This window comes from Pseudochryseolinea flava (assembly GCF_003286915.1).
Taxonomy (GTDB): Bacteria; Bacteroidota; Bacteroidia; order Cytophagales; family Cyclobacteriaceae; genus Ohtaekwangia; species Ohtaekwangia flava.
The window spans coordinates 230,599-253,770 of record NZ_QMFY01000007.1 but is presented as its reverse complement, the minus strand read 5'-3'; the positions used below and the strand labels follow the sequence as shown (position 1 = coordinate 253,770).

The window sequence follows — 23,172 nt, the reverse complement described above, 5'->3', positions numbered from 1 at the left end:
ATAACGTTAAACGATACCCAACATCGCATGAGAAAAATCGCAATTATCGGCGCAGGACAATCAGGTTTGCATCTCGCCATTAGTTTGTTGCAACACGGCTACCAGGTAACAATCATATCGGAAAAGACGGCCGAAGAAATTTTCAACGGACCGCCTACTGGTGGAACGTACCTCTTTAGCGACAGCATTACATTGGAGAAACAGCTTGGGATCGACATGTGGCGTGAAACCGCATTTCATTCAACAGGTTTCAATATGAACTTCGGGACGCCCGATGGACAATTCGCTTTTAGCATTCAATCAAAGCTAGACAAAGCCGGTGTGTCAATTGACCAGCGACTTAAATTTTATCAATGGATAAAGTATTTCGAACAGCAAGGCGGAAAATTTGTTGTGAGTTCAACGACCCCATCTGATTTGCTGGCGTGCACAGAAGCGTTTGATCTTGTTGTGGTGTCGTCTGGAAAAGGTCCGCTGGCGAAACTCTTTCAGCGCGACGATGAAAAGTCGACGTGGACAACGCCTGCGCGTAAGCTTGTTCAATTGCATATCAATGATTTTGCGGACCGCGAACGAACTCGTTTTGATTCTATTACACTGTGTAAAATCATGGGTGCCGGCGAAATTATTACAAGTGCATTTTATCATAAAGATGATATTCAATGTGCTTGGGTTCTCATGGAGATCGTGCCGCAGGGTCCAATGGATGTGTTTGATCAAGCGGAAACTGGTCCGGAGATGCTCGCTGAAATGAAGAAAATGATGAAACAACTGATGCCATGGCACTACCAGGCATTTGAAAATGCCGCGCTCATCAGTGACGATGCATTCCTAAAAGGCTCATTTGTTCCTACGGTTCGCAAACCTGTCGTGCATTTAAACTCTACGGCTTGCGTGCTCGGCATTGGTGATACCGTGATTCTCAACGACCCGATTGTAGGCCAAGGTGGAAACAATGCTACAAAGATGGCCAACTGTTATGCGAATGTTATCATCGCTCATGGAAATCGCCCCTTTGATGCTGCTTGGATGAATCAGACTTTTGACACGTTCTGGGAGTATTCGAAATACGTGAACAGATTTTGCGATATTATTTTATCACCGCCACAACCACATATCGTGGAGCTACTGGGGGCAGCCGCACAAAATCCTTCGATTGCTTCGGATATCGTCAATGGATTCAATCATCCTCCGAGTCTTTTTCCTTGGTTGGACAATCCCGAGGATGCAAAAAAATATCTTGTAAAACATCAGTCAGTCGTTGAGACTGTCCTCTAAGAAATAACATTTTATAGCGATCCAAATTTTGGCTGCCATTGGGCAGTCGTGGGATCGCCATGTCAAATAAAAATGAACTAACGTATCACATAAATAAAAGACCCATGGAATTACAACAATTTTCTCATTCATATGACTCGCTCATCGAAGGTTTCTCGGAAACATCTTCGCAGAACAGAATGCTCGAGGATTTTACTGAGAGACTTCAACGCCTTATCGCGAAGGGTGGTCCTGATAGATCTGACTACAATGTGCTTGATGATCTAATGATAAATTTGCATCAAGCAGTGAAAGAAGGCGATCTGATGCCTCATGAACTTGATTCATTAAAGAAGTGCTTTCATACGGAATTTTTGGAAGAAACTGTTCACGGTTATGCGTATCGAAAACCACTTGGATACGCGGGTGATTATTTGTTGATCGACAAAATCTACACATTTTATAAAACGTCGCACAGACGTTACAAAAAATGGGATCAATATTTTCATGCGTTACGCGCGACGCAAGCTGTTCGTAACCGAAAGGATTATTTTAAAGCGCAAATGTTAGCCACGCTACAGACGCAACGCTCATCAATGACGCTGTTGAATGTTGCCAGTGGACCTGCACGTGATCTGTTTGAGCTTTACCAGGAAATTGATCCTCAACGTTTGCAAACAACCTGTATTGACGTGGATGCAAGAGCGCTATCTTTTGCGCAGGAACTTTGTAGGGATTACGCTTCACAAACTACTTTTTGTAATAAGAACGTGCTCCGATTTTCTACGCAAGATAAATTCGATGTGATTTGGTCGGCAGGCCTATTTGATTATTTTGAAGATAAGATTTTTGTACTCGCCTTAAAGCGATTTATGAGCTGGTTGAAGCCTGGAGGAGAAATCATTATTGGAAACTTCTCAGAAGACAATACAGATAGGGGGTACATGGAAATTTTTGGAGATTGGATTCTTATTCATCGTAGTAAAGAAGAATTGATACGGCTTTCCCTATTGGCAGGCGCCAAAGAAGAATGTATCGTTGTTGATCAGGAGCCGCTAGGCATCAATTTATTTCTGAAAATAAAAGGTTAAGGGTATGATTGAAGAACGAGGAAGTGGCGCGTAAACTTGGAGGGGGAGATGCGTCATTCCTTGTTCGATATCACATAAAAAAGGCAGCCTTGACAAGCTGCCTTTTTTTCTCATTTAATATTGAAGTGACTATTGTAGATCGAAACGATCGAGGTTCATCACTTTCGTCCATGCCGCCACAAAGTCATTCACAAATTTATCTTGTGAATCTGAGCAACCATAAACTTCAGCAAGGGCACGCAATTCAGAATTAGAGCCGAAGATCAAATCAACGCGCGTTCCCGTCCATTTTACTTTTCCGGTTTTACGATCGCGTGCTTCGAATACAGTTTGTGCGTCTGATGTTGCATTCCACGTGATTCCGAAGTCTAATAGATTCACAAAAAAGTCATTGGTGAGCGACTCTGGACGCGTCGTGAAAACACCATGCTGCGACTTGTCGAAGTTGGTATTAAGCACACGCATACCACCAACCAATACTGTAAGTTCGGGAGCTGTGAGCGTTAACAACTGAGCTTTGTCGATGAGGATTTCCTCGGCGGCAGACTTGTGATGCGACTTCACATAGTTTCTGAAACCATCACCAGCACCTTCAAGGACCTCAAATGATTCGATGTCAGTTTGCTCTTGGGATGCATCAACGCGACCTGGTGTGAAAGGAACTTTTACGTCTTTACCGGCATTCTTCGCAGCTTTTTCTATACCTGCATTTCCGGCGATCACGATCAAGTCGGCAATTGACACTTGCTTACCACCACCTTGCGCGTTGAAATCCTTTTGAATTCCTTCTAAAGCTTTCAACACTTTAGCGAGTTGTGCGGGATTATTTGCGTCCCAGTCTTTTTGTGGAGCAAGACGAATACGCGCACCATTGGCACCGCCGCGCTTATCAGAGCCACGGAATGATGAAGCCGATGCCCATGCTGTCGAAACCAATTCAGACACGGAAAGCCCTGATGACAAAACTTTCGCTTTAAGTGTTGCTACATCACCGTCGTCGATCTGTTTGTAGTTTGCTGTAGGAAGTGGGTCTTGCCAGATCAATTCTTCGGCAGGTACTTCTGATCCCAGGTAACGTGCACGCGGACCCATGTCGCGGTGTGTAAGCTTGTACCACGCTCTTGCAAATGCATCTGCAAAGGCATCCGGATTTTCGAGAAAGCGTCTCGATATTTTTTCATATATCGGATCAAAGCGCAACGAAAGATCTGTTGTCAACATGGTTGGTGCATGTTTCTTAGATTTATCGTGCGCGTCTGGTACTGTTCCAGCGCCACCACCGTTTTTTGGTTTCCATTGGTGCGCTCCAGCCGGACTTTTTGAAAGCTCCCACTCGAAGCCGAACAAGTTTTCGAAGAAGTTGTTGCTCCATTTTGTCGGTGTAGTTGTCCACGCACCTTCTAAACCACTGGTGATTGTATCGGCGCCATGTCCTTTCCCAAATGTATTTTTCCAACCCATGCTCTGCTCAGCAATTGTAGCGGCAGCGGGCTCTGCAGCAACGTATTTACCAGGGTCGGCAGCACCGTGTGTTTTTCCGAAGGAGTGACCACCAGCGATGAGCGCTACTGTTTCTTCGTCGTTCATGGCCATGCGACCAAATGTTTCGCGAATGTCGCGCGCAGCTGCAACGGGATCTGGATTACCGTTAGGCCCTTCTGGGTTAACATAAATAAGTCCCATTTGCACGGCACCAAGTGGAGCTTCGAGTTCACGCGACTTTGTATAGCGTTCGTCGCCTAACCATTTTGTTTCAGATCCCCAATAAACATCTTCTTGTGGCTCCCACACATCTTCACGTCCACCGGCAAAACCAAATGTTTTGAATCCCATCGATTCGAGTGCGCAGTTACCGGCGAGAATCATCAAATCTGCCCACGATAATTTTTTACCATACTTCTGCTTAATTGGCCAAAGCAATAGGCGTGCTTTATCCAGGTTCGCGTTATCAGGCCAGCTGTTGAGCGGAGCAAAACGTTGTTGTCCTGCACCAGCGCCACCACGCCCGTCACCCACTCGATACGTGCCGGCACTGTGCCAAGCCATACGAATGAAGAATGGACCATAGTGACCATAATCCGCTGGCCACCATTCTTGTGATGTCGTCATCAAATCAAAAATGTCTTTCTTAACAGTCTTCAAATCGAGTGACTTAAACTCTTTTGCATAGTTGAAATTTTTATCCATCGGATTGGATAATGAAGACTGCTGACGAAGAATGTTCAGCTTTAACTGATTGGGCCACCAGTCACGATTTCGTGTTCCGCCACCGGCGCTTTGCTTGAGCGAACCGCCATGAAACGGACATTTGACTTCGCTGTCGTTAACATTTAACGACTTTTGTTTTGTGGGCGTGCTGTTTTCCATGTTTATAGATTTGTAAATTTTTGGTTCGAAATACCATGCTGTTACGAAAGGAGAAATTACAAATTGTTGGTCGCATTTCGTAATCAGCCCTCAAGGTTACGACCATGAGCATGATAAATCAAATTGATGGTTTTTATGGAGATATAGGATTTGTCTATATGTGGCTTGTTGATCCTTTTATCGATATCTACACGCGCACCATCACGTTGTAAATATTTAGCATTACGAATCAGTCAATCATTTGAAATGAGCAGTCTGTGGTTTATTCTTGCTTCAAGCGGCCAAAGGTTCATTTATGTATATAGCACGAATTAAGCAGTTATCGGAAACCTGGATTGTAGCAATCGCGTCAACGGAACACGAAATAGTCGATTATCTCACCGGACTTTCTGAGGAAATGCGACGACTTGCTTCTGTACATCAGATTCAAATTGATGTTTTCCCCTTTATTGTGATTGAACACACGAACAAAGCAACAGATTCCGACGAATATTTTGAATACTGCAGTGTTGACGCGTTACAGGCTCGTGTGCATGCTGCGCGACAGCAACGCGTTAAAACTGAGACGCATGTGTATTTTAAATACTATTATGTAGCCAATCCATATTTCCAGATTCATTCAGAAAAGAATTTAATGCAATACCTGCGGCATACGACGGTTACAAATCGTGTTTTAGATGAGCCCTACGAGATGTCTATTTTCCACGAGCAAATTATGAATTGTGCGGCTAACTACGACGTGGATGGACTCGATGAGCTCTTCGAAAAAACGAAAAACGGATCGTTGTCAACACTCGAATTGCAAGACCTGGCTATTAATGGCTATGACAGTTTGTTTTGGGACATGAACTATGATCACGCCTGTGGGAAATTAACTTCCGTCGGTGTGAGCTTATTGTTGCCAATGGTCGATAAGCTTGAGGCTTTGACGCGCGAAAGGAAATGGCAGCATCGTAGTTTTGCGTTACACATACAGCTCGAAGAAGCTTGTAAAAATAATCTAGTTTCGTCTGCAGCAATCTTAGAAGATACAGTCGCTGCATTTCGTGAGTATTTAGTGTCGTGCCCAGCGGAGAAAATAGAAATTCATCGTTTGCTTTCGCTGTCTTATCGTTGGATGGTGGATGCAGATGCTAGCCATGCTTTTCAGTATTGGAAAAAGGCTGTAGACGAAATTTATGAGGCGATTGTTTTTTCGCCGATCGATGGGCCCTGGTCATCACTTCTGGAATTGATCTACATGAATTTTGAACAATCGGAAATAACAGCGGCTCAATCCGATCTTGAACGCGATGCTGAAAAACGAATGTATACTTTAGAGAATCAATTAGGCACAAAGATCGCATACCCGCTAGCACTTGCGTATGAACATTTAAGGCAGCAACTCGAATGGCGCAAGTCTGGTGATCGGTTTCCAGCTTCAATTGCGTTGCATTGGACTGAACATGCTTTGAATTATAATCCTGAGAACATAACGCGAATAGATTTTTATGAATGCGCGCAATTCTTTCATGAGATCGGAACGAGATTGGCGCGTGTTGATTTTCTTTCTAAAGCAATTACAATATATGAACGAATCATAAGTAATGATGTTGACTGTGCAAATGAAATTGTCAGCATTGTTGAATTGTTGAAACAGATTGCTGAAATACATTTAACGAGAAATGAAACAGTGATGGCCGATGTAGCAATGATGCGCGCTATTGATCTTTGTAAAAAGCACATCAATACAATCACTGTTAACCGTTCAGCACATCTCAGATATGCCCAATTTATGGAGTATTGTTACGGCCTCAAAGGAAACATTGAAAAGCCGACGTTGCCGGATTTGCAATTGTTAGCGGAGAAAATTGAATTGGAGTCAGAGGGCTATTTGAGCTATCCGTACATATTGTTGGGACGGATTGCGTTGTTTAATCACAATGAAGTTGAAGCGATTACGCAGTTTACGAAAAGCCTGATTTTGCATGAACTGTGCGCTGAAGATGTATTTGACAAGTTGACGACCGAGTTCGCTGAAAGTAAATTTGAACGCTTGAAAGATTTTTTGCGAGAAACAAGTTCGTTCATGAAAGAGGTTAGAGATGGTTACTACTACGATCCAAAATTGGTGTGGAAAAAGATGAACATGATGTCGTCCGAAGAATTGTTATCTTATTGGGGACTTAGAAAAGAGGAAATACGAAGTAGAACAAAAATTGAATAATTTTTTATGCCTGTTTTAAAATATAATGAAACGCCTGCCCATCAAGTAAAAGAAGGCGTGAATAGGAAGTTGCTCTATTTGAATGACCTGATGACAGTGATTATTGATTTTACCAATGGTCCCTGGGATGAACCAGATGCGCCGCATTCACATCCGCATGAACAAACCTGTTACCTGGCAGAAGGGGAGATCATTTTTATTTGCGAAGGAGAACCAGATCAAATATTGAAAGCTGGCGATATGTTCAGCGTGCCCTCGAATAAGTTGCATACGATACAGTTGCTTTCCAAGACAGCGAGATTGGTTGATAGCTTTAACCCCATAAGAAGGGATTTCATTTGATGTAGGTCTCCGTTGAAACTTTTTCCGCGTGATTTAAGTTTATGCATTCGCTATATTTGTCGAAATCATAATACCGTATGACAGACGCACTTGAACAACTCAAATTTCCAATAGGTACATTCGAATCGCCCGCAAATCTTACTAAAGAAGCGTTAGCAGACCTTATCGATACAATCGAATCGACTGTTGCAAAGTATAGAACGTTAACATCGAACCTTTCGCCTAACGACTTGCAAAAGACTTACCGTGAAGGAGCGTGGAATATACAACAGCTTGTAAGCCATGTCGCCGACATGCAGATGCTTCATTTCTTTAGAATGAAGAAAGCTTTGACAGAACCTGATTATAAGGAAATTACTTTGGTAAACATTCCGGGATGGGCTCATACAACGGATGGGCTAACATCGCCAGTGCCCGACGCATTGGATATGATCGAAAGCATCACCAAACGTTTCGTGCTGTTAATGCGATCGTTAACTGAAGAACAACAGGAAATCGCGTACTACCATCCTGTTCGGAAAATGATGCTCACACAAAAGCAGGCCATTGCGATGACCGCGTGGCATGTGCGTCACCATCTTGAGCACATAAAAATTGCCCTGCGTTGATTGAACGCTGGGAGCACATCCATGCCGTACATTTTTGTTTCTTGAAGTTTACAATACATCATGAGAAACGTGGTTTTAGATTTAGCCGTCACGTTAGACGGTTTTATAGAAGGTCCGAATGGTGAAATCGACTGGTGTATCATGGACGATGACATGGATTTTCAAGGGTTCCTGTCAACTGTAGATACGATTTTTTATGGGCGTGTAAGCTACGAAGCATGGGGTAACTACCAGCCGGATGCTCACGAAAGTGAAGAAGCGCGTGCTGTGTGGCGTGCCGTCCATGCAAAAGAAAAAGTCGTATTTTCTCGTGCACGTTTCAATGATAGAAATGCCATCACCGTGAGTGATAATATTTCAGGATATGTAAATACAATGAAAAGTAAAGCGGGAAAGGATATATGGTTGTACGGTGGCGCGAGTTTGATCAAGACTTTTGTCGACAAGGATTTGATCGACGTTTATAGATTATCCATTCATCCCACCGTGTTAGGAAGTGGGAAGCCGCTATTCGAAAAATTACAGCAACGCCTTAACTTAAAATTGATACAAACGAAAGTATTTAAATCCGGCGTCGTTCAAGTGATCTATCACCCATTAATGATATAAAGAATGACTGCCTCAGTCAATGAGACAGTCATTCTTGTTTGTTTACTTCTTACTTCTTACTTCTTACTTCTTACTTCTTACTTCTTACTTCTTCTCAGTTCGCCTCCACCCGTAGTGACGACACCCGGTCATTCCATCCTTCATTAACAAAACAATTATCGTCCGCAGTACGCACTAGGGTAGCACCCGTAAGATTATCGTTTTCGTAAAACGTCACACGTAAACCCGCGGGAACGCGAATTGAAGACGCATCATTGTTGACGGCTCCGGCTGCTTGTAGTGCGGCGAGGTTATAACTGCCTATACCAAAGTTTGCTGTCCATCCTGAGTAATCGCAATGTTGACGAAGTGTGACCGAACCACCTCCGCTGTTTGGATACAAAACTTGTACGGCAACTTGATCATACTGCGTAAACCCATTCCAGGGTAACACATAAGAGTTCATCACAGAATTTGCATCGGTAACAGGTGTTCCTGGAATAACGGCTCCATCAGTTTGATTCGTGTGTAACAGACCGAAGTTATGTCCCATTTCGTGTGCCATTGCAAAAAGTTTTCTGCCCGCATCAAGCGTGTTATAATAGGTGTTGATGGTCATGATGCTGCCAGGTGCGCCGCCAGAAGAAGGAAGTGTGGCGCGAGCGATCCATGAGGCGCCATTCTCTGTGATCGCGTTTACACGGACATCGGCGCCGGAGCTGGTATTCACCAGCGAAATGAAAAGCGCTGTTCCATTCACATTATTCCATTGGGTAATCGCTTGACTGATTGCCGTTCTCCAATCGGTCGGTACTGTTCCATCAACATAATATTTGATGTTTGTCACACGCGATCCGTTAACAATGTATGTATAGCGACGCTGCTTGATTTTTCCACTTGCACTTGGGCCTTCCGCGAGATACTCATCAATTTGAGTTTTTGATAAGATCATGTCTTTCTCAACCGTGAATTCTTCTGTTGTGGCATCATACGTAATGTGCTCCCGATGGAATCCGGATTCTTCTAGGAACTGCAAATATTTTTCAAGTTTGTCAGTTGTTGGTTTCGGTGTCGCGCTTTCGTCTCGTTCGCAGCTCACAGTGGAGAGCAATAGAATCGCGAGGAAAAAGTGAAGTACTTTGTGATTCAATATGAATCTGCCCTGATTTTTAAGGTTCATTTCTTTCTGAGTTTAGGTTGGTAATTATTTTTCGGCGCCACAAGAAATGTAGAACATGAAATATAAAAACACCCATTGCGAATGTGTGATTGAACCAACGCGGGAGACGAAATAACATTAACGCCTTCGAACGCACTACGGCACAACGGAGTGGCTACTGACGCTTGCCGTTTTAAAAAAAAGAATATTCAAATTACCTTATTTTTACTCTGGGCTTGGGCTAGTAAATGTGTTTAGTAATAGCCTTTATGCACGACTTGCGGAACAGCGCCGCGTTAACTAGGGTAGGGACGTGCTCGATGTTGAGTCTAATCGTTCTGCTGCAAATACTTTTGTAGCCGACTCCTTTCCGCGAAGTGCGACTTCTGCGACAAATGCTATTGATCGGTGGTGTGTTTCCGCTAAATGGTTTAAGAGTGTTTCTGAAATCAATAACTTTCTATCGAATTGATTACATAGGCTTTGAATTCGGGATGCGGTGTTGAGTACATCACCATGATAGGCAATTTCAGTTTTGATTTCACCGACTTCTGCTACAGTCACTTTTCCGCAATGTGTGCCAGCTTTAAATTCAGGGAAAACGCCGTATCGTTTAAGGAAATACTTTTTCTTTCCTTCTAAGCGTTGTTGAAAGGCATAGAAGAAATTGATGCAATGGTTAGCACTGAATGATTGGTTCATGGTCCATGACACGACGACCTCATCACCGACATACTGATAGACGTGGGCGAAGTGATCGATAAGCGGATCCGTAAGTTCTGCATAACAATCCTGAATGAGTTTGCTATATGTGACATGTTCAAGCGTCTCCGCTAGATGTGTGGAAGACTTCAGATCCAAAAACATGAAAGCGCGCACTTCTTCTTTCGGGGCGAAGTATTTTCCCATGGTATATTCCGAAAGCACACCTGGTCCAAACTTCTTGTTAATCTGTAAGATGAAATGATACAACGCACTAGACGTGGTGAGGTGGAAAATAACGATCAACCCGTCTGGTGAAAAAAGATAGGAAGAGGCGAATTTCATTGAATTTCCGATGGCGCTTGCAATGAATATAACCGCTGCAAAGAAAGCCACGTAACAACACGTTCCAATGAGAATGACGCTCGTGAAAGATTGTCGTCGTTTGAACCAAACTGCGCTTGTCAGCGGTACGAGTCCGAAGAGTAATCCGATAGAAAAACCCACAGATGCCGCATAAGTAGCGACGTTGGCGTAATCGAGATCTGGTGGCGCAAATTCTCCGAGGCCGAAATATCTGATTGTCACAAAATAGAACGCGGAGACAGTCCAAAACAATATAGAGAATATCATCGCGAATATTTTTAGCTTGTTGCGCAGCATACCATGGAACTTCACGTTAGGTCGGAAGATAGCAATAATAAGATAGAACACGCCATTTATCAATTGATGTGTTGTCAAATTCAGTATGGTGTCGCAGAACTGGATTTAGGATTTCAAGCGTTCGGACATTGTTGAATACAGGCCGAAAAAGGGTACCTTTCAAAGTCAATTTATTTGAGCATGGATGCGAAAAATTTGCTGAAGGGCCACATCGCGAAAGTTACCCAGTTAACGGATGCAGAATTTGATCACTGCTTTGCCCAATTCAAGCTGCGGCAATTTCAGAAAGGACAAGCTGTTGTTACAGCGGGAGATATGGCGGATGAGGAATATTTTGTTGTATCTGGCTGTTTGAAAACGTTCTTCATCAATGAAGACATGAAGATGTTCATCCTACAATTTGCAATGCCTACCTGGTGGGCGTCAGACTACCACGCGTTGTACGAACGAACCCGCGCAACCATCAACGTCGATTCGGTTACTGACGCTGTCGTCCTCTCTATCACGAATGACGATCGAGAAAAACTCTGTAGGGATTTTCATAACCTGGAGTATTTTTTTCGGTGGCGTACAAATAGGGGCTATGTCGCAAGTCAAAAGCGGCTGCTGTCTTTTATGAATAATAATGTAAAGTTTCGATACGAGGAATTTCTCAAACTATACCCGGATGTCTATAATATAGTTCCCAAAAACTTAATAGCGGCTTACCTAGGGGTGTCGAGGGAGACTTTAAGTCGGTTGTACAATACGTAAAGTGATCTACGTCACATATCGATTCCTGACAGGCAAATGTGATCTAGGTCACCCGCCATCCTGAGTCGTTGCCCGTTTATTTGTGTAGATAATTTAAAGCACACAAATAAATGGAGACTCAAAAATTTGATATCACCAGCTCCCAAAGTAACATAACATGGGTTGGTAAGAAAGTCACAGGAGCACACGACGGTACGATAGATCTTAAACGCGGGGAGATCGTTGTTTCTGATAACAAACTCATCAAAGGATTCTTTATAGTGGATACAACATCCATTAAAATCCTTGACATCACAGATCCCGAAACCAATGCCCAATTTGCAGGGCATCTGGCTTCCGATGACTTCTTTTCATCGCAGCAATTTCCGGAAGCTGTTCTAGAAATTATTTCAGTGAGCGATAATCATGTCGAAGGAAATCTTACCATCAAAGGGATTACGAATCGTATCGCGTTTGATACAATCGTTCGCGTAGAGAACGGTGTGCTTCGCGCTGATGCAAGAATCATCATTGATCGCACGAAATATGATATGAAGTTCCGGTCAGGAAACTTCTTTACCAACCTTGGGGATACATTGATATACAATGATTTTGAACTCCAGGTAACTATCATTGCAAGCTTACGTCAAGAAATATTAAGTCTAGTTTAATCAAACAAAATTATGCCTTACATAAAAATTGAAATAACAAAAGAAGGAGTGACCCGTGATCAAAAGAAAGCATTGATCAAAGGCGTAACGGATGTTATTACAGACGTGTTGAATAAGGATCCTCAACTTACCCATGTGGTGATTGAAGAGGTGCAACTCGATAATTGGGGATTTGCCGGTGAACAGGTGTCTGTTCTTCGCGAGCGTGGTATAACAGCAGATAAAAAGTAACATGAAAAAACAAACGATCATTGTTACCGGTGCCTCGTCTGGCATCGGTAGAGAAGTAGCAAAATATTTTTTGCAACGCGGTGATAACGTCGTGATCAACGCGACGACTGAGTCGAAACTGAAATTGGTTTACGATGAATTTGGCGGTGGTAATAGCCTCGCCATGTTCGCGGGCGACGTAAGCGAAAAGAATACTGGAATCAAATTATTGGCAACGGCCTTGGGAAAATTTGGTTCGGCTGATGTGCTGGTGAACGACGCTGGTATTTACGAAACCAAACCTTTTCTAGAAGTCGATGAAAATTATCTTAACCGATTTTTGAACACGAATTTGAAGGGTACTTTTTTTACAACACAGGCGATCATTCCGCAGATGTTGCGGGCAGGTGAAGGAGTTGTGATCAATATAGGCACTCCGCTAGTCTATCATGCCTTGGGAGGCGCGCCGAGCGCAGCACCGATCGCCTCAAAAGGGGCAATCCATGCGCTTACATTGCAGTTGGCCGCGGAGTTCGGAAAACACAACATCAGGGTGAATACCATTGCGCCTGGGATAATCCGTACACCGATGCACGGAGAACATGCGGATCGGAATGCAGGGATTCATCTGCTAAATCGAGTTGGTGAAACAGAAGACGTGGCCGCGATGGTGTATGCCGTTGCGAAAAGTAATTTTTATAACCGGAGCGATTATAAATGTCGATGGTGGAATGGGCGCAGGACATCACGTGAGTTAAAGAAGGTGAATCATATTTTAACAAATCATAAAATCAGAAGCTATGAGAAATGAGACAATAGATTCGCTTGCGATTACCGCAGCATTAGCGAATGAATATTTCGACGGAATCTACACTGGTGATATCGAGAAGTTGGGAAATGTTTTACATACCGGCACATTGCTATACGGCGATGTGAAAGGTGCACCGTACGCAAAAACGCGTGATGAATATTTGAAGGTAGTCAGGAATAGACAAAGTCCGAAAGATTCAGGTAAGCCTTTTAAAGGAACGATACTTTCTGTTGAAGTGATCAATTCGATTGCTTTGGCGAAAGTGAAAGTAAAAATGTACGACTTTAACTATGAAGAGTTCCTTTCGTTTCATAAGATTGATGGACGCTGGGTGATTGTCAACAAGATGATGTCAGATGTTGTGATCGATTAAGCAAAACAGTACAATGTGGTATCAAACGAACGTATCAAAAATTTTAGGGATTAAATGTCCCATATTACAAGGTCCCTTTGGCGGCAACCTGTCATCGGTAGCGCTAGTATCGGCGGTGTCCAATGCTGGCGGCCTTGGTGGATATGGCGCATACACCTTGACGCCGGAAGAAATTTTTAAAATAGACACACAAATAAAAGCAGCGACGAACAAGCCATACAATATCAATTTATGGGTATCTGATCATGATGCCGAGGATGTTTCAGAAGAACACTTTAAACAGGCGCAAGATTTATTCAAGCCGTACTTCGATGAGCTTGGTATTGCTTTGCCAAGTAAGCCTGAATCATTTAGGAGTAGATTTGAGAATCAAGTCGATGTTATACTTCGTCAGAAACCTGCAGTATTCAGCTTTGTGTTTGGTATTCCTGCAGCGGACATTTTGGAGCAGTGTCGAAAACTTGGTATTGTAACGGTTGGTGCAGCGACAACGGTCGATGAAGCGATCGCGCTGGAATCTGCAGGCGTTGACTTGATCGTTGCTTCTGGCTTTGAAGGTGGTGGACATCGTCCGTCGTTTCTTGCTTCCGCTGAATCTTCTACGACGGGCACATTTGTTTTAGTTCAGCTAATCAAAGAGAGCGTAAAAACACCGGTGATTGCCGCGGGTGGAATAGCGAATGGGAGAGGAGTGGCTGCTGCGTTAACGCTTGGCGCTGATGGTGTACAGATAGGCACGGCGTTTCTGGCAACGGAAGAGTCCAACGCTACGGCTATGCATCGAGAGATGTTGTTCTCTGAGCGTGCGCGGAATACGACGCTTTCGCGTGCATTCACGGGAAGATTGGGGCGCGGAATTACGAGTCGTATTGCAAAAGATTTAGTCAACCAAGAAAAGAAGTTTCTACCTTTCCCATTACAGTCACAGTTTATGTCACACATCAGGAGCGCGGCACTAGAACAAGAGAAGTGGGATCTGATTTTGTTTTGGGGAGGGCAGGTTGCTCCTGTCGTAAAACATAAGCGTGCTGAAGCATTGATGAACGCCATTGTGTCGGAGATGAGTGGCCAGTGAAGAAGTTATTTCCAACATTAAACTGCAGACCGTGAGCAAGCGCGTGATTTTAAAATGTCGAATTACATTTACATCTTGAAGCATGGATGCGATCAAATTAGACAGCGATATAATGATGATATTACACGCCCGCCGTAGTGACACCGATATGCTGAATGTAATAGAAGTGCTGAATGTTTATCCCGAGAATTATCAGCACGCTTTCGATGTAGCGCTTGAAATGGATAATCGTAATCTGGTGAAGCTATTGTACTCGAATTTCAGTGCGGGGAAAATTATTGTTGAGTTTACTTTGCTAGGCAAGACGCGGTCGGTATAGTTAAAAGATCGTACTACTAGAAAGCGGTGATCTGCGGAATCTGAAACCAGCCAGACGAAGACTAGCGGAAATATTTTTACTATCTTCCTGCAATCAATAAACCTTCCACCATGAAAACACTATTAACGTTTTTAGCACTGACCCTTTCCGTGCACATTTTTGCGCAGGGGCAATTCCAAAAAGAATCTGCGGGTTCAATCGCCTTTGTTTCTGGGCATGTTATGAAATTGGCGGAAGCTATTCCTGCCGATAAGTACTCGTGGTCTCCGCAGTCGGGAGTGCGAAATGTTGCCCAGGTTTGTGCGCACATTATTTCCGCTAATTACTGGTTTGCATCGAAGTTGGGTGCGAAAATTCCCGATGGCGTAAACATGGAAACACTCGAAAAAGATTTGAAGACGAAAGATGCCATTGCAAAAGAATTGAAGCGCTCTTACGAAGTAGCGACAGAAGCGATTAAGGGCACCACAGATGCAACACTAGCAACGAAAGTTGAATTTCCATTCCCAGGAGAGTATACCAAGATGTCAGCGATTTTGATCATGCTCGGTCATTCCAACGAACACCTCGGACAACTGATAGCCTATGCGCGCTCCAATGGAATCAAACCACCGTGGAGTGAGTGATTCATGCTGTTAACAGTTAGTAGAAGGTCTTTCCTGAGAACATTTCGAAGTTGAATCGCTTAGTCGTGGGTGCGGCGGCGGATGAATTTGGGCTCAGAACCTTTTGCGGCTAACTGGCTAAATTCGTTATATAATTTATATTATGTTAAATATAAAGGCAGATCACAGCGGATCCGCATAATAACACCGATTGCGTTAACTAAAACATGTACATTGCTGCTTCTAAAATTAAATCTGTGTGGAAAGGCATTCTACGTATTGTTATGACGACGCTTATTGCAATGTCTTTGTGTGGATGTACGTCGGGGCAGGCTACGGGTGAGATCGAGGGCGTTTGGGAAAATATTAAAATTGATTCGATTCCAGTTCTTGGCCCTGGGGTAAGTATGAAACGAATAACCATTCGCAAGGTTGGTCGGAGGTCTCCTTCTTACTTTGTGTTCTTTGACAAAGATGCGCCGCTGTCGATGAAGCGAATAGGTAACAACTTGGTGCATTACATGCGTGGCGACTCGATATCAATTTTAATCGACCCGATTACTGGCATATTGAAATTCGATACAAGAAACATCTTGGGGCTCTATGACAAACCACAGTTTAAGCTGAAGAAAGCGTTACCAGTATTGGGTGAAGAGCAGCCAAAAAATCATTTTTTTGATTTGAGATCGGATCTTTATCCCTCTGGCGTTCCTGGAAATTTCGTTCCGGGCATGGCGTACCTTCCGTTTAAAATCAATGCCGACCTCATGCGCAAGCGCAAGATTACATCGCTCACTATATTGATTTATAAGGCGGGAAATAAATTAGCGTACACAACAACATTTACTTTTAATCTTCATGGAGATCCTATAAACGTTGTTGAAAAGGGAGATCGCCGTGAGCGAAGTTGGATATTTGAATATCGAAAAGATGAAGATCGCACGCTAGCGAAAATCGTAGCACAACACAGTGCCGGAAGTGCGCGAGAATATTTATTTGATGCTGACGGTTGGCTCGTGGATCAGCTAAACCAAAAGGTGATTAAATCACATCTCGATTGGACGTACAGGAATGGATTGCCTGTGGGCCTTACCGCTTCATCCCAATCGATGAGTGATCGGTTGATCTACGAGTACGATAAAGATGATAAGTTGGTACAAGCGTTGGACCTCTCTGGTGACAGGGTGATTGACGCGTGGCACTATGAATATCAAGATGGGCTTCTTTCGCGCGTTGTAATTGATTAGCTTCCGCATTTTTATTCGAGAAGGAACATGAAGACGCAATTAATTACGCCCGAAGGTTTAGAAAAGTTAAAAGCGGAGTTAGATCAATTGTGGCGCGTTGAACGCCCAGATACGACGCAAAAAGTTTCATGGGCAGCGAGCCTTGGCGATCGTTCCGAAAATGCAGATTACCATTACAATAAGAAGCGCTTGCGGGAAATAGACCGACGTATTCTTTATCTCCGTAAATGTATCGACGATTTGAAGGTTGTGCCCTACTCGCCCTTTCAAGAAGGGAAAGTTTTATTCGGCGCCTGGGTGGAAATTGAAAATGAACTAGGCTTAAAAAAGCGACTACGAATAGTCGGGCCAGACGAAATTTTCGACACCAAGGATTACATCTCGATGGATTCACCAATGGCGCGTGCGCTGATGAAAAAAGAAGTTGGTGACGAGGTAATTGTAAAAACGGGCATGCGCGATTTTGTGTGGCATGTGAAAAAAATTGAGTATCAACATTGATTAACCCTCTGCCTTTTAGCCACCAAAAAGAACGAACTTGATCTGAGTAAAAGCAAAACGCCTGAAGACTTCATCTTTTGTTTTCAACGCGCTACCCTAAAATGGGTGATACTTTATCTTATCGTTTTCTAGTTCCACACTTATCTTTTTAAATGAGCCTTTCTTTAGGTTGAAAGGACAGCCAACTAAAATTCAAAAATATTTATTCTGAATAATAGAAACATATTGCCGAGTTCGTCGTCTTGTGGATATAAATGGAAATTCTATGGATTCACGAATCAGGCCGCCACGACTCGCTTCATACCTGCTTCAATGCTACAGCGAGAGAGCTCAAGTTGATGATTTGCAGGGTGATATCGAGGAGCTGTTCTATGCCGATGTGAAGCTTTACGGCCGCTTTCGAGCAGGGTTCAGATATTGGTGTAGGGTTGTGTCGCTAGTTTTTTCATACACGCTCGTGAAGCGCAAGAAGGACGCGGCTTTTCATCATTTTTCATATACTCAATTTACGCCAGGTATGTTCAAGAACTATTTTAAAACAGCCATTCGGAATTTGTCTAAGAACAAATTTTTCGCGACGCTAAACGTGTTCGGTCTAGCGGTAGGCATGTCGCTCAGTTTACTTTTTGTAGCGATGGTCGTATTTGTATTTCAATTCGATAATTTTCATCCTAATCGAACGCGCATTTATAGGGTGATCACGCATGTTCAAGATCGAAATGAAAATCCTTCCTTTGCCTCAGCGCCCATTGGCACGGCTCAACTGCTAACCAATAATGTTAGCGGTGTCGAAAAAGTGGTGCGCGTTCAAGGATCACTGGCTCACAACGTTGGCGTTGGTGACGCTAAAATTCCAGTGCGTGGATATTTTGTAGATGCCGCCTATCTCTCAGTGTTTAATTTTCCCCTTCTGCAAGGTAATGCCATGACTGCACTTACCAAGCCGAACACGATGGTGATCACAGAAGCCGCTGCTGCAAAAATTTTTGGTACAAAAGACCCGATGGGACAACTTGCATTTATTGAGCCTTTCGGTGAGGTGATGATTACGGGTGTAGCCAAGAATGTGCCTAAGAATTCGCACATGAAATTCGAAGCACTCATGTCGATTGAAACGTTGACATCTCATCACGGCCCTTCTTTCACCGATGATGAGAAACATTGGAATACATTCACCGATTCGTACACCTATCTCCTACTCTCGCACAACGCAATGCCTACTGGTATTGAACGATTTCTCAATGACATCGCTAAAGAAAAATACAAGACAAATGATTACAAAGCGTCTTTTGAACTTCAGCGTCTCGATAAAATAGTGCCTGGTGATGCGCTGTCCAATCCTATCGGAGATGGTTGGAGTTATGAATCGATGATTCTTAACGGAATGTTTCCACTGATTATCCTATTGGCGGCGTGTACAAATTACGTCAGTCTTTCCATATCGCAATCGCTCAAGCGGATGAAGGAGATTGGTGTTCGTAAAGTTATGGGTGGACAGAAACATCAGATCTTCACGCAGTTCATTGTAGAAAGCACGATGATTATGTTGCTCGCACTGGTGTTGTCCTATTTCCTTTTTGAGATTGTGCGTGATGAAGCGCTTGCTATTGCCGGCGAAACGGACCTGGTGGACTTGAATCCTACTCTTGGCACGTTTGTAGGGTTTATACTCTTTGCGCTATTCGTAGGCGTTGTTTCAGGGGTTGTACCGGCCCTACATTTTTCGAAGATTGTTCCTGTTACGGCGTTGAAAGGTAAAGCACTGCAAACCGGAAAATGGACTCGCATGCCCATACGCAAGTTGGTGATCATGACTCAGTTTATTTTATCCCTTGGCTTCATTATGGCAGTTGTCATTGTGATACAACAATACCGGTATTCTGTCAATTACGATTTAGGTTTTGAACAGAACAATATACTGAATGTTGATCTTCAGCAGGCCGACCCTCAGGTAGTAAAGAATGAATTCGGAAAGTTATCGTTCGTCGAAACCATATCGATGTCATCGCATGCGTTAGGTGCGGGGTCAGTGCCGGAGGTGTTTGTACACGCTGTTGGAAAAACAGATTCCTTAGCCGCCAGCACGATGTCGATCGACGAAGGTTTTATGTCGACGATGGGACTTACGATGATCCGCGGAAGAAATTTTAGCAGTGACTCTATCGACAATTCGCGTATGATTATTATCAATGAAGTATTTGCAAGAAGCATCAGCGCAAATCCTGACGATCTAAAAGAGTACGACGCCATCGGTCAGGTGATTATGTTGCCGGATAAAAGGGAAGTTCGTGTTGCCGGTATCGTAAAAGATTTTCATTATGCAAGCTTGAATGATCGTGTTGGAAATTTTTTCTTTGAATATGCGCCGAAAGATTTTGTATACGCAAACGTTCATCTTGCGCCGACGGATGCCCTCCATGCTTTTTCTGAAATGGAAGATATATGGAAGTCCATCGGGAAAGAAACAAAATTTAAATCGGCGTATTTGTCCGATCAGATCCGCGATACGTATGGCTTTTATTTTGTTCTTGTAAAGATTTGGGGATTTATGGGAATGCTGGCGATCACGGTAGCGTGCCTTGGGTTGTTGGGCACAGTAGTATTCACCGTGAGGAACAGGGTTAAGGAAGTAAGTATTCGAAAAGTGATGGGTGCCTCATCCGAAAGTCTGGTGTACATGTTGTCTAAAGATTTTGTGATACTGATCATTATCGCAAGTGTCATCACAATTCCAACAGTGACTTATTTGATGCGAAAACTCTTGCTCACAGCACAATACTATAACGTTCCCATCGGCGCCGTGGAAGCTCTCGTCAGTTTGGCTATCATGCTGGCATTGGGGATGACGACAATATTATCTCAGACATGGAAAGCTGCTAACACCAATCCCGTAGATAACTTGCGCGTGGAATAAGAAATTTCCGATAGCGCAAATTACTATTCGTATTTAAGCGTGTCGGCAGGTTTCGTAAGCGCCGTTTTGATGATTTGAAAACTCATCGTCAGGGCCGCGATAACAACAATTAATACAACGGGCAAAAGGAAGAGTAGCCATTCCATACGGATTTTGTAAGCATAACCGTCGAGCCATCGTTCTAAAACAAAGTAGGAAATTGGCAATGAGAGAATAGTCGCTATGAGAATGAGTTTCATAAAGTCAATTGATAATAACGAAACTACATTCATCACCGACGCGCCGAGCACCTTTCGTATGCCAATTTCTTTTGTCCGCTGAATGGCCGTGTACGACGACAGCCCAATAAGCCCGAGACAAGAAATGATGATGGCCAAGATGGTGAATATACTGACGATTTGCCCGAAGCGATTGTCGTCTTTGTATTGTGATTTGTAGCGATCTTCAAGATATGAATATTGGAAGACGTTGTCGGGAAAGAATTTTTTAAACGTTGCTTCAATTTGTGCCAACGTAGCTTTGCTGTCGCCGCTTCCAATCTTAATCGATGTTGGGTAGTAGGTTGAGTACGCAGGAAAAAAGATCATCGGCTCCATTGCATTCTTCAATCCTTGTTGATGATAATCAGGTATTACACCGACCACCGTCCAGTTCTTGCCCCAGAAGTTAACATGGCGTCCAATAATCTCATCGGGTGATTTCATTCCCAAAAGGCGTGTAGCACCTACGTTGACCATGGCATTTTGAAGTTGATCAAAGTCAGCGTGATGGTCTGTCGTTTCGAAACCACGTCCAGCGACAACTTTAAGATCAAATGTTTGGACAAATGAATGATCGATACCGAGGAAGCTCATGGTGTATTTCGGTCCTGAAGAAGCATCGGAAAGATGGACGTTGAAGGTGCGGCCCAATCGCGCGCCAGGAATATTATTGGATGTTGCAGCGGACTTTACATTGTCGATGGTTTGCAATTCATTTTTGAAACTTTCAACGCGTTGAATGAATGTCGAATCCCATGATGTTCGTTCGGGCGATTCAACAATGATGGTATTGTTAATGTTAATTCCAAGGTCGCTATTGTTCATGAATTTAATTTGCTGCGACACCATGATCGTACCCGTGATAAGCACTGCAGCGGACATGAATTGGAAAATTACTAATCCTTTTTGAAGCACGTTACCTTTTGTTGTATGTCGGAACTTGCCCTTCAACACTGTGATGGGCTGATGGGATGAAAGTACAAACGCTGGATAAAATCCAGACACGATTATCGCCGCAGCAGCGGTGCCAAGCATCAACAATTTTACCTTCATTTCTATTTGTGAAAGGACGACCCACCACGATAAATTTCCACCGATGATTTGATTGAACGGATGCTGTACGATTTGCGTGAGTATAATAGCAACGATGAAGGCTAATAGACTAACAAGCACAGATTCAAAAATGAATTGCCTAACAAGTTGTGATTTTACCGCGCCCATCACTTTTCGTAACCCTACTTCTTTTGCGCGCTCCAGTGCACGTGACGTCGTTAAGTTAATGTAGTTGATTCCTGCAATGATGAGAATAAACACAGCCACAATGAGCATTGCCCAAACTGCTTTTCCATTCGCAGTTTTCGCGATGTCGTATTCATAGTTTGAATACAGGTGTGCTTCTTTTAACGGTTGGAGGTAAAATTTCTCAATGCTTCCCGATACCTTGTCGCCTTTAAAGTATCGCTCGCTGAAATCATCGAACTTAGCTTCAAGTGTTTTTGGATCGGTGCCTGGCGCAAGAACCAAATAGTGTCGCATATCAGACCATGTCCAACTGTCGTCGGCGCCATGGTCATCCGGACTAATTAATGATGCATATGAGACTAAGGCGTTGAATTGTAAATGGGAATTCTCCGGGATGTCGTCGCAGACACCTGTGACGGTGTAGGGCTGTGTATCGAGTCCCCAATAAACGGTCTTGCCTACTACAGCATCAAAGTTCTCATCCTTCACATTAAAGTAACGCATCGCGGTTTTTCGTGTGATCAGGAGTGAATATTTTTCTTTTAATGCCTTCACGCGATCGCCCGCGAGCATCGGAAAGCTGAATACCGACATGAAGTGTTCATCCGCAAACATTGCTTCTTCTCCTTGAAAAATGTTTTCGCCTATTTTAACATTCAACTCGCCGCTGGGCATTAGTCGGGTATACATTTCAATTTCTGGAAAATCTTTTGCCATCGTTGGTCCGATCGTAGGGTAAGTAATCGTGCCGTGCTGGATAAGTTGTCCATTTTGAAATCTGTCGTTTGTGATCCGATACGTTCGATCGAAGTTTGTATGAAACTTATCATAGCTTAACTCGAACATCACAAATTGAACGATGAGCAGAACGGCAGCAATGGCAATGCCTAGTCCAAGAATATTGATGGTGGAGAAAACTTTGCTCTTGTTGATGTTTCTTATGGCGATAATCCAATAACTTTTCAGCATAGCGTATTGCATGAGTTGAAATGAAAAATGATGTCTTAGTAGAATTCCCGGACGAAGGAATTTGATGACGTTGAACAGTAGTCGTCTTTTTGCCGTTGCCTCTCCTACCCTGCGAAGATCATCTTCATATGCTTCTATCAAATCTCCCTCAATACTTTCAAGCAACTTTGATGGACAAAACCACGTGAGTAATCTTATTGCCAATAGCTTTTTATTGTCCTCCATAATTCACATCGCGGTTGAAAGGCCGTTAGATAGAA

At 43.4% G+C, this 23,172-nt stretch carries 21 protein-coding genes; 17 read left to right on the top strand and 4 right to left on the bottom strand.

The features are described from left to right. Window positions 1-27 precede the first annotated feature (27 nt). Together DQQ10_RS15265 and DQQ10_RS15260 are read left to right on the top strand one after the other, a co-directional pair. Window positions 28-1,278 (top strand): styrene monooxygenase/indole monooxygenase family protein, encoded by a 1,251-nt coding sequence (locus DQQ10_RS15265; protein WP_112747753.1) that lies wholly within the window; start codon window positions 28-30, stop codon window positions 1,276-1,278. A 104-nt stretch (window positions 1,279-1,382) separates the two neighbouring features. Then, a complete protein-coding gene (locus DQQ10_RS15260) occupies window positions 1,383-2,348 on the top strand; it encodes a class I SAM-dependent methyltransferase (RefSeq protein WP_165823953.1) in 966 nt (321 codons plus the stop codon). A 129-nt stretch (window positions 2,349-2,477) separates the two neighbouring features. On the opposite strand, the gene katG is transcribed toward DQQ10_RS15260, so the two are convergent. Then, complete coding sequence (gene katG, locus DQQ10_RS15255) at window positions 2,478-4,715, bottom strand: catalase/peroxidase HPI (RefSeq protein WP_112747751.1); 2,238 nt, start codon at window positions 4,713-4,715, stop codon at window positions 2,478-2,480. A gap of 295 nt (window positions 4,716-5,010) precedes the next feature. Between katG and DQQ10_RS15250 the strand changes: the two genes are divergently transcribed. The 4 genes from DQQ10_RS15250 (at window position 5,011) to DQQ10_RS15235 (ending at window position 8,480) form a co-directional block, all read left to right on the top strand. Beyond that, complete coding sequence (locus tag DQQ10_RS15250; protein WP_133259662.1) at window positions 5,011-6,921, top strand: hypothetical protein; 1,911 nt, start codon at window positions 5,011-5,013, stop codon at window positions 6,919-6,921. 6 nt (window positions 6,922-6,927) lie between these two features. Continuing rightward, window positions 6,928-7,263 (top strand): cupin domain-containing protein, encoded by a 336-nt coding sequence (locus DQQ10_RS15245; RefSeq protein WP_112747749.1) that lies wholly within the window; start codon window positions 6,928-6,930, stop codon window positions 7,261-7,263. A 77-nt stretch (window positions 7,264-7,340) separates the two neighbouring features. Then, the gene (locus DQQ10_RS15240) at window positions 7,341-7,871 is read left to right on the top strand and encodes a DinB family protein (protein WP_112747748.1); all 531 of its coding nucleotides are present in this window, start codon (window positions 7,341-7,343) and stop codon (window positions 7,869-7,871) included. A 60-nt stretch (window positions 7,872-7,931) separates the two neighbouring features. Further along, window positions 7,932-8,480, top strand: coding sequence for a dihydrofolate reductase family protein (locus DQQ10_RS15235; RefSeq protein ID WP_112747747.1), 549 nt, complete (start codon window positions 7,932-7,934; stop codon window positions 8,478-8,480). Between the two features lie 94 nt (window positions 8,481-8,574). On the opposite strand, the gene DQQ10_RS15230 is transcribed toward DQQ10_RS15235, so the two are convergent. Then, on the bottom strand, window positions 8,575-9,639 hold the full coding sequence (locus DQQ10_RS15230) for a M57 family metalloprotease (protein ID WP_112747746.1): 1,065 nt from the start codon (window positions 9,637-9,639) through the stop codon (window positions 8,575-8,577). Window positions 9,640-9,918: 279 nt separating this feature from the next. Continuing rightward, window positions 9,919-10,953, bottom strand: coding sequence for an adenylate/guanylate cyclase domain-containing protein (locus DQQ10_RS15225; RefSeq protein WP_165823952.1), 1,035 nt, complete (start codon window positions 10,951-10,953; stop codon window positions 9,919-9,921). A gap of 210 nt (window positions 10,954-11,163) precedes the next feature. On the opposite strand from DQQ10_RS15225, the gene DQQ10_RS15220 reads away from it, so the two are divergent. The 11 genes from DQQ10_RS15220 to DQQ10_RS15170 all read left to right on the top strand — a co-directional run bounded on the left by DQQ10_RS15220 (window position 11,164) and on the right by DQQ10_RS15170 (window position 20,441). Beyond that, window positions 11,164-11,736 (top strand): Crp/Fnr family transcriptional regulator, encoded by a 573-nt coding sequence (locus DQQ10_RS15220; protein ID WP_112747744.1) that lies wholly within the window; start codon window positions 11,164-11,166, stop codon window positions 11,734-11,736. 110 nt (window positions 11,737-11,846) lie between these two features. Then, complete coding sequence (locus tag DQQ10_RS15215) at window positions 11,847-12,386, top strand: YceI family protein (RefSeq protein ID WP_112747743.1); 540 nt, start codon at window positions 11,847-11,849, stop codon at window positions 12,384-12,386. A gap of 12 nt (window positions 12,387-12,398) precedes the next feature. Further along, window positions 12,399-12,617 carry a tautomerase family protein gene (locus tag DQQ10_RS15210; RefSeq protein ID WP_112747742.1) on the top strand — a complete coding sequence of 73 codons (219 nt, stop codon included), beginning with the start codon at window positions 12,399-12,401 and terminating at the stop codon, window positions 12,615-12,617. 1 nt (window position 12,618) lies between these two features. Next, complete coding sequence (locus tag DQQ10_RS15205) at window positions 12,619-13,407, top strand: SDR family NAD(P)-dependent oxidoreductase (protein WP_245970428.1); 789 nt, start codon at window positions 12,619-12,621, stop codon at window positions 13,405-13,407. Next, window positions 13,397-13,780, top strand: a complete 384-nt coding sequence (locus DQQ10_RS15200) for a nuclear transport factor 2 family protein (RefSeq protein WP_112747741.1) — start codon at window positions 13,397-13,399, stop codon at window positions 13,778-13,780. Before DQQ10_RS15205 ends, DQQ10_RS15200 begins: the two co-directional genes overlap by 11 nt. A 13-nt stretch (window positions 13,781-13,793) precedes the next feature. After that, window positions 13,794-14,855: an NAD(P)H-dependent flavin oxidoreductase gene (locus DQQ10_RS15195; RefSeq protein WP_112747740.1), complete on the top strand. Its 1,062-nt coding sequence runs from the start codon at window positions 13,794-13,796 to the stop codon at window positions 14,853-14,855. Between the two features lie 112 nt (window positions 14,856-14,967). Then, on the top strand, window positions 14,968-15,174 hold the full coding sequence (locus DQQ10_RS15190) for a hypothetical protein (RefSeq protein ID WP_165823951.1): 207 nt from the start codon (window positions 14,968-14,970) through the stop codon (window positions 15,172-15,174). A gap of 110 nt (window positions 15,175-15,284) precedes the next feature. Continuing rightward, window positions 15,285-15,800: a DinB family protein gene (locus tag DQQ10_RS15185; protein ID WP_112747738.1), complete on the top strand. Its 516-nt coding sequence runs from the start codon at window positions 15,285-15,287 to the stop codon at window positions 15,798-15,800. A 263-nt stretch (window positions 15,801-16,063) separates the two neighbouring features. Continuing rightward, entirely contained in the window at window positions 16,064-17,026 is a 963-nt protein-coding gene (locus DQQ10_RS15180) for a hypothetical protein (RefSeq protein ID WP_165823950.1), read from the top strand. Window positions 17,027-17,053: 27 nt separating this feature from the next. Continuing rightward, window positions 17,054-17,527 carry a transcription elongation factor GreB gene (gene greB, locus DQQ10_RS15175; RefSeq protein WP_112747736.1) on the top strand — a complete coding sequence of 158 codons (474 nt, stop codon included), beginning with the start codon at window positions 17,054-17,056 and terminating at the stop codon, window positions 17,525-17,527. Between the two features lie 265 nt (window positions 17,528-17,792). Beyond that, a complete protein-coding gene (locus DQQ10_RS15170; RefSeq protein ID WP_112747735.1) occupies window positions 17,793-20,441 on the top strand; it encodes an ABC transporter permease in 2,649 nt (882 codons plus the stop codon). A gap of 23 nt (window positions 20,442-20,464) precedes the next feature. Here DQQ10_RS15170 and DQQ10_RS15165 read toward each other — a convergent pair whose 3' ends face one another. Beyond that, the gene (locus DQQ10_RS15165; RefSeq protein WP_112747734.1) at window positions 20,465-23,137 is read right to left on the bottom strand and encodes an ABC transporter permease; all 2,673 of its coding nucleotides are present in this window, start codon (window positions 23,135-23,137) and stop codon (window positions 20,465-20,467) included. Between the last annotated feature and the right edge of the window lie 35 nt (window positions 23,138-23,172).

Coding starts and splice junctions, on each gene's coding strand:
- greB (WP_112747736.1), top strand. CDS start 17,054: ATGAAGACGCAATTAATTACGCCCGAAGGTTTAGAAAAGTTAAAAGCG.
- DQQ10_RS15235 (WP_112747747.1), top strand. CDS start 7,932: ATGAGAAACGTGGTTTTAGATTTAGCCGTCACGTTAGACGGTTTTATA.
- DQQ10_RS15215 (WP_112747743.1), top strand. CDS start 11,847: ATGGAGACTCAAAAATTTGATATCACCAGCTCCCAAAGTAACATAACA.
- DQQ10_RS15195 (WP_112747740.1), top strand. CDS start 13,794: ATGTGGTATCAAACGAACGTATCAAAAATTTTAGGGATTAAATGTCCC.
- DQQ10_RS15190 (WP_165823951.1), top strand. CDS start 14,968: ATGATGATATTACACGCCCGCCGTAGTGACACCGATATGCTGAATGTA.
- DQQ10_RS15200 (WP_112747741.1), top strand. CDS start 13,397: ATGAGAAATGAGACAATAGATTCGCTTGCGATTACCGCAGCATTAGCG.
- DQQ10_RS15225 (WP_165823952.1), bottom strand. CDS start 10,953: ATGATATTCTCTATATTGTTTTGGACTGTCTCCGCGTTCTATTTTGTG.
- DQQ10_RS15240 (WP_112747748.1), top strand. CDS start 7,341: ATGACAGACGCACTTGAACAACTCAAATTTCCAATAGGTACATTCGAA.
- DQQ10_RS15250 (WP_133259662.1), top strand. CDS start 5,011: ATGTATATAGCACGAATTAAGCAGTTATCGGAAACCTGGATTGTAGCA.
- katG (WP_112747751.1), bottom strand. CDS start 4,715: ATGGAAAACAGCACGCCCACAAAACAAAAGTCGTTAAATGTTAACGAC.
- DQQ10_RS15185 (WP_112747738.1), top strand. CDS start 15,285: ATGAAAACACTATTAACGTTTTTAGCACTGACCCTTTCCGTGCACATT.
- DQQ10_RS15260 (WP_165823953.1), top strand. CDS start 1,383: ATGGAATTACAACAATTTTCTCATTCATATGACTCGCTCATCGAAGGT.
- DQQ10_RS15265 (WP_112747753.1), top strand. CDS start 28: ATGAGAAAAATCGCAATTATCGGCGCAGGACAATCAGGTTTGCATCTC.
- DQQ10_RS15180 (WP_165823950.1), top strand. CDS start 16,064: ATGACGACGCTTATTGCAATGTCTTTGTGTGGATGTACGTCGGGGCAG.
- DQQ10_RS15230 (WP_112747746.1), bottom strand. CDS start 9,639: ATGAACCTTAAAAATCAGGGCAGATTCATATTGAATCACAAAGTACTT.
- DQQ10_RS15205 (WP_245970428.1), top strand. CDS start 12,619: ATGAAAAAACAAACGATCATTGTTACCGGTGCCTCGTCTGGCATCGGT.
- DQQ10_RS15245 (WP_112747749.1), top strand. CDS start 6,928: ATGCCTGTTTTAAAATATAATGAAACGCCTGCCCATCAAGTAAAAGAA.
- DQQ10_RS15220 (WP_112747744.1), top strand. CDS start 11,164: ATGGATGCGAAAAATTTGCTGAAGGGCCACATCGCGAAAGTTACCCAG.
- DQQ10_RS15165 (WP_112747734.1), bottom strand. CDS start 23,137: ATGGAGGACAATAAAAAGCTATTGGCAATAAGATTACTCACGTGGTTT.
- DQQ10_RS15170 (WP_112747735.1), top strand. CDS start 17,793: ATGGATTCACGAATCAGGCCGCCACGACTCGCTTCATACCTGCTTCAA.
- DQQ10_RS15210 (WP_112747742.1), top strand. CDS start 12,399: ATGCCTTACATAAAAATTGAAATAACAAAAGAAGGAGTGACCCGTGAT.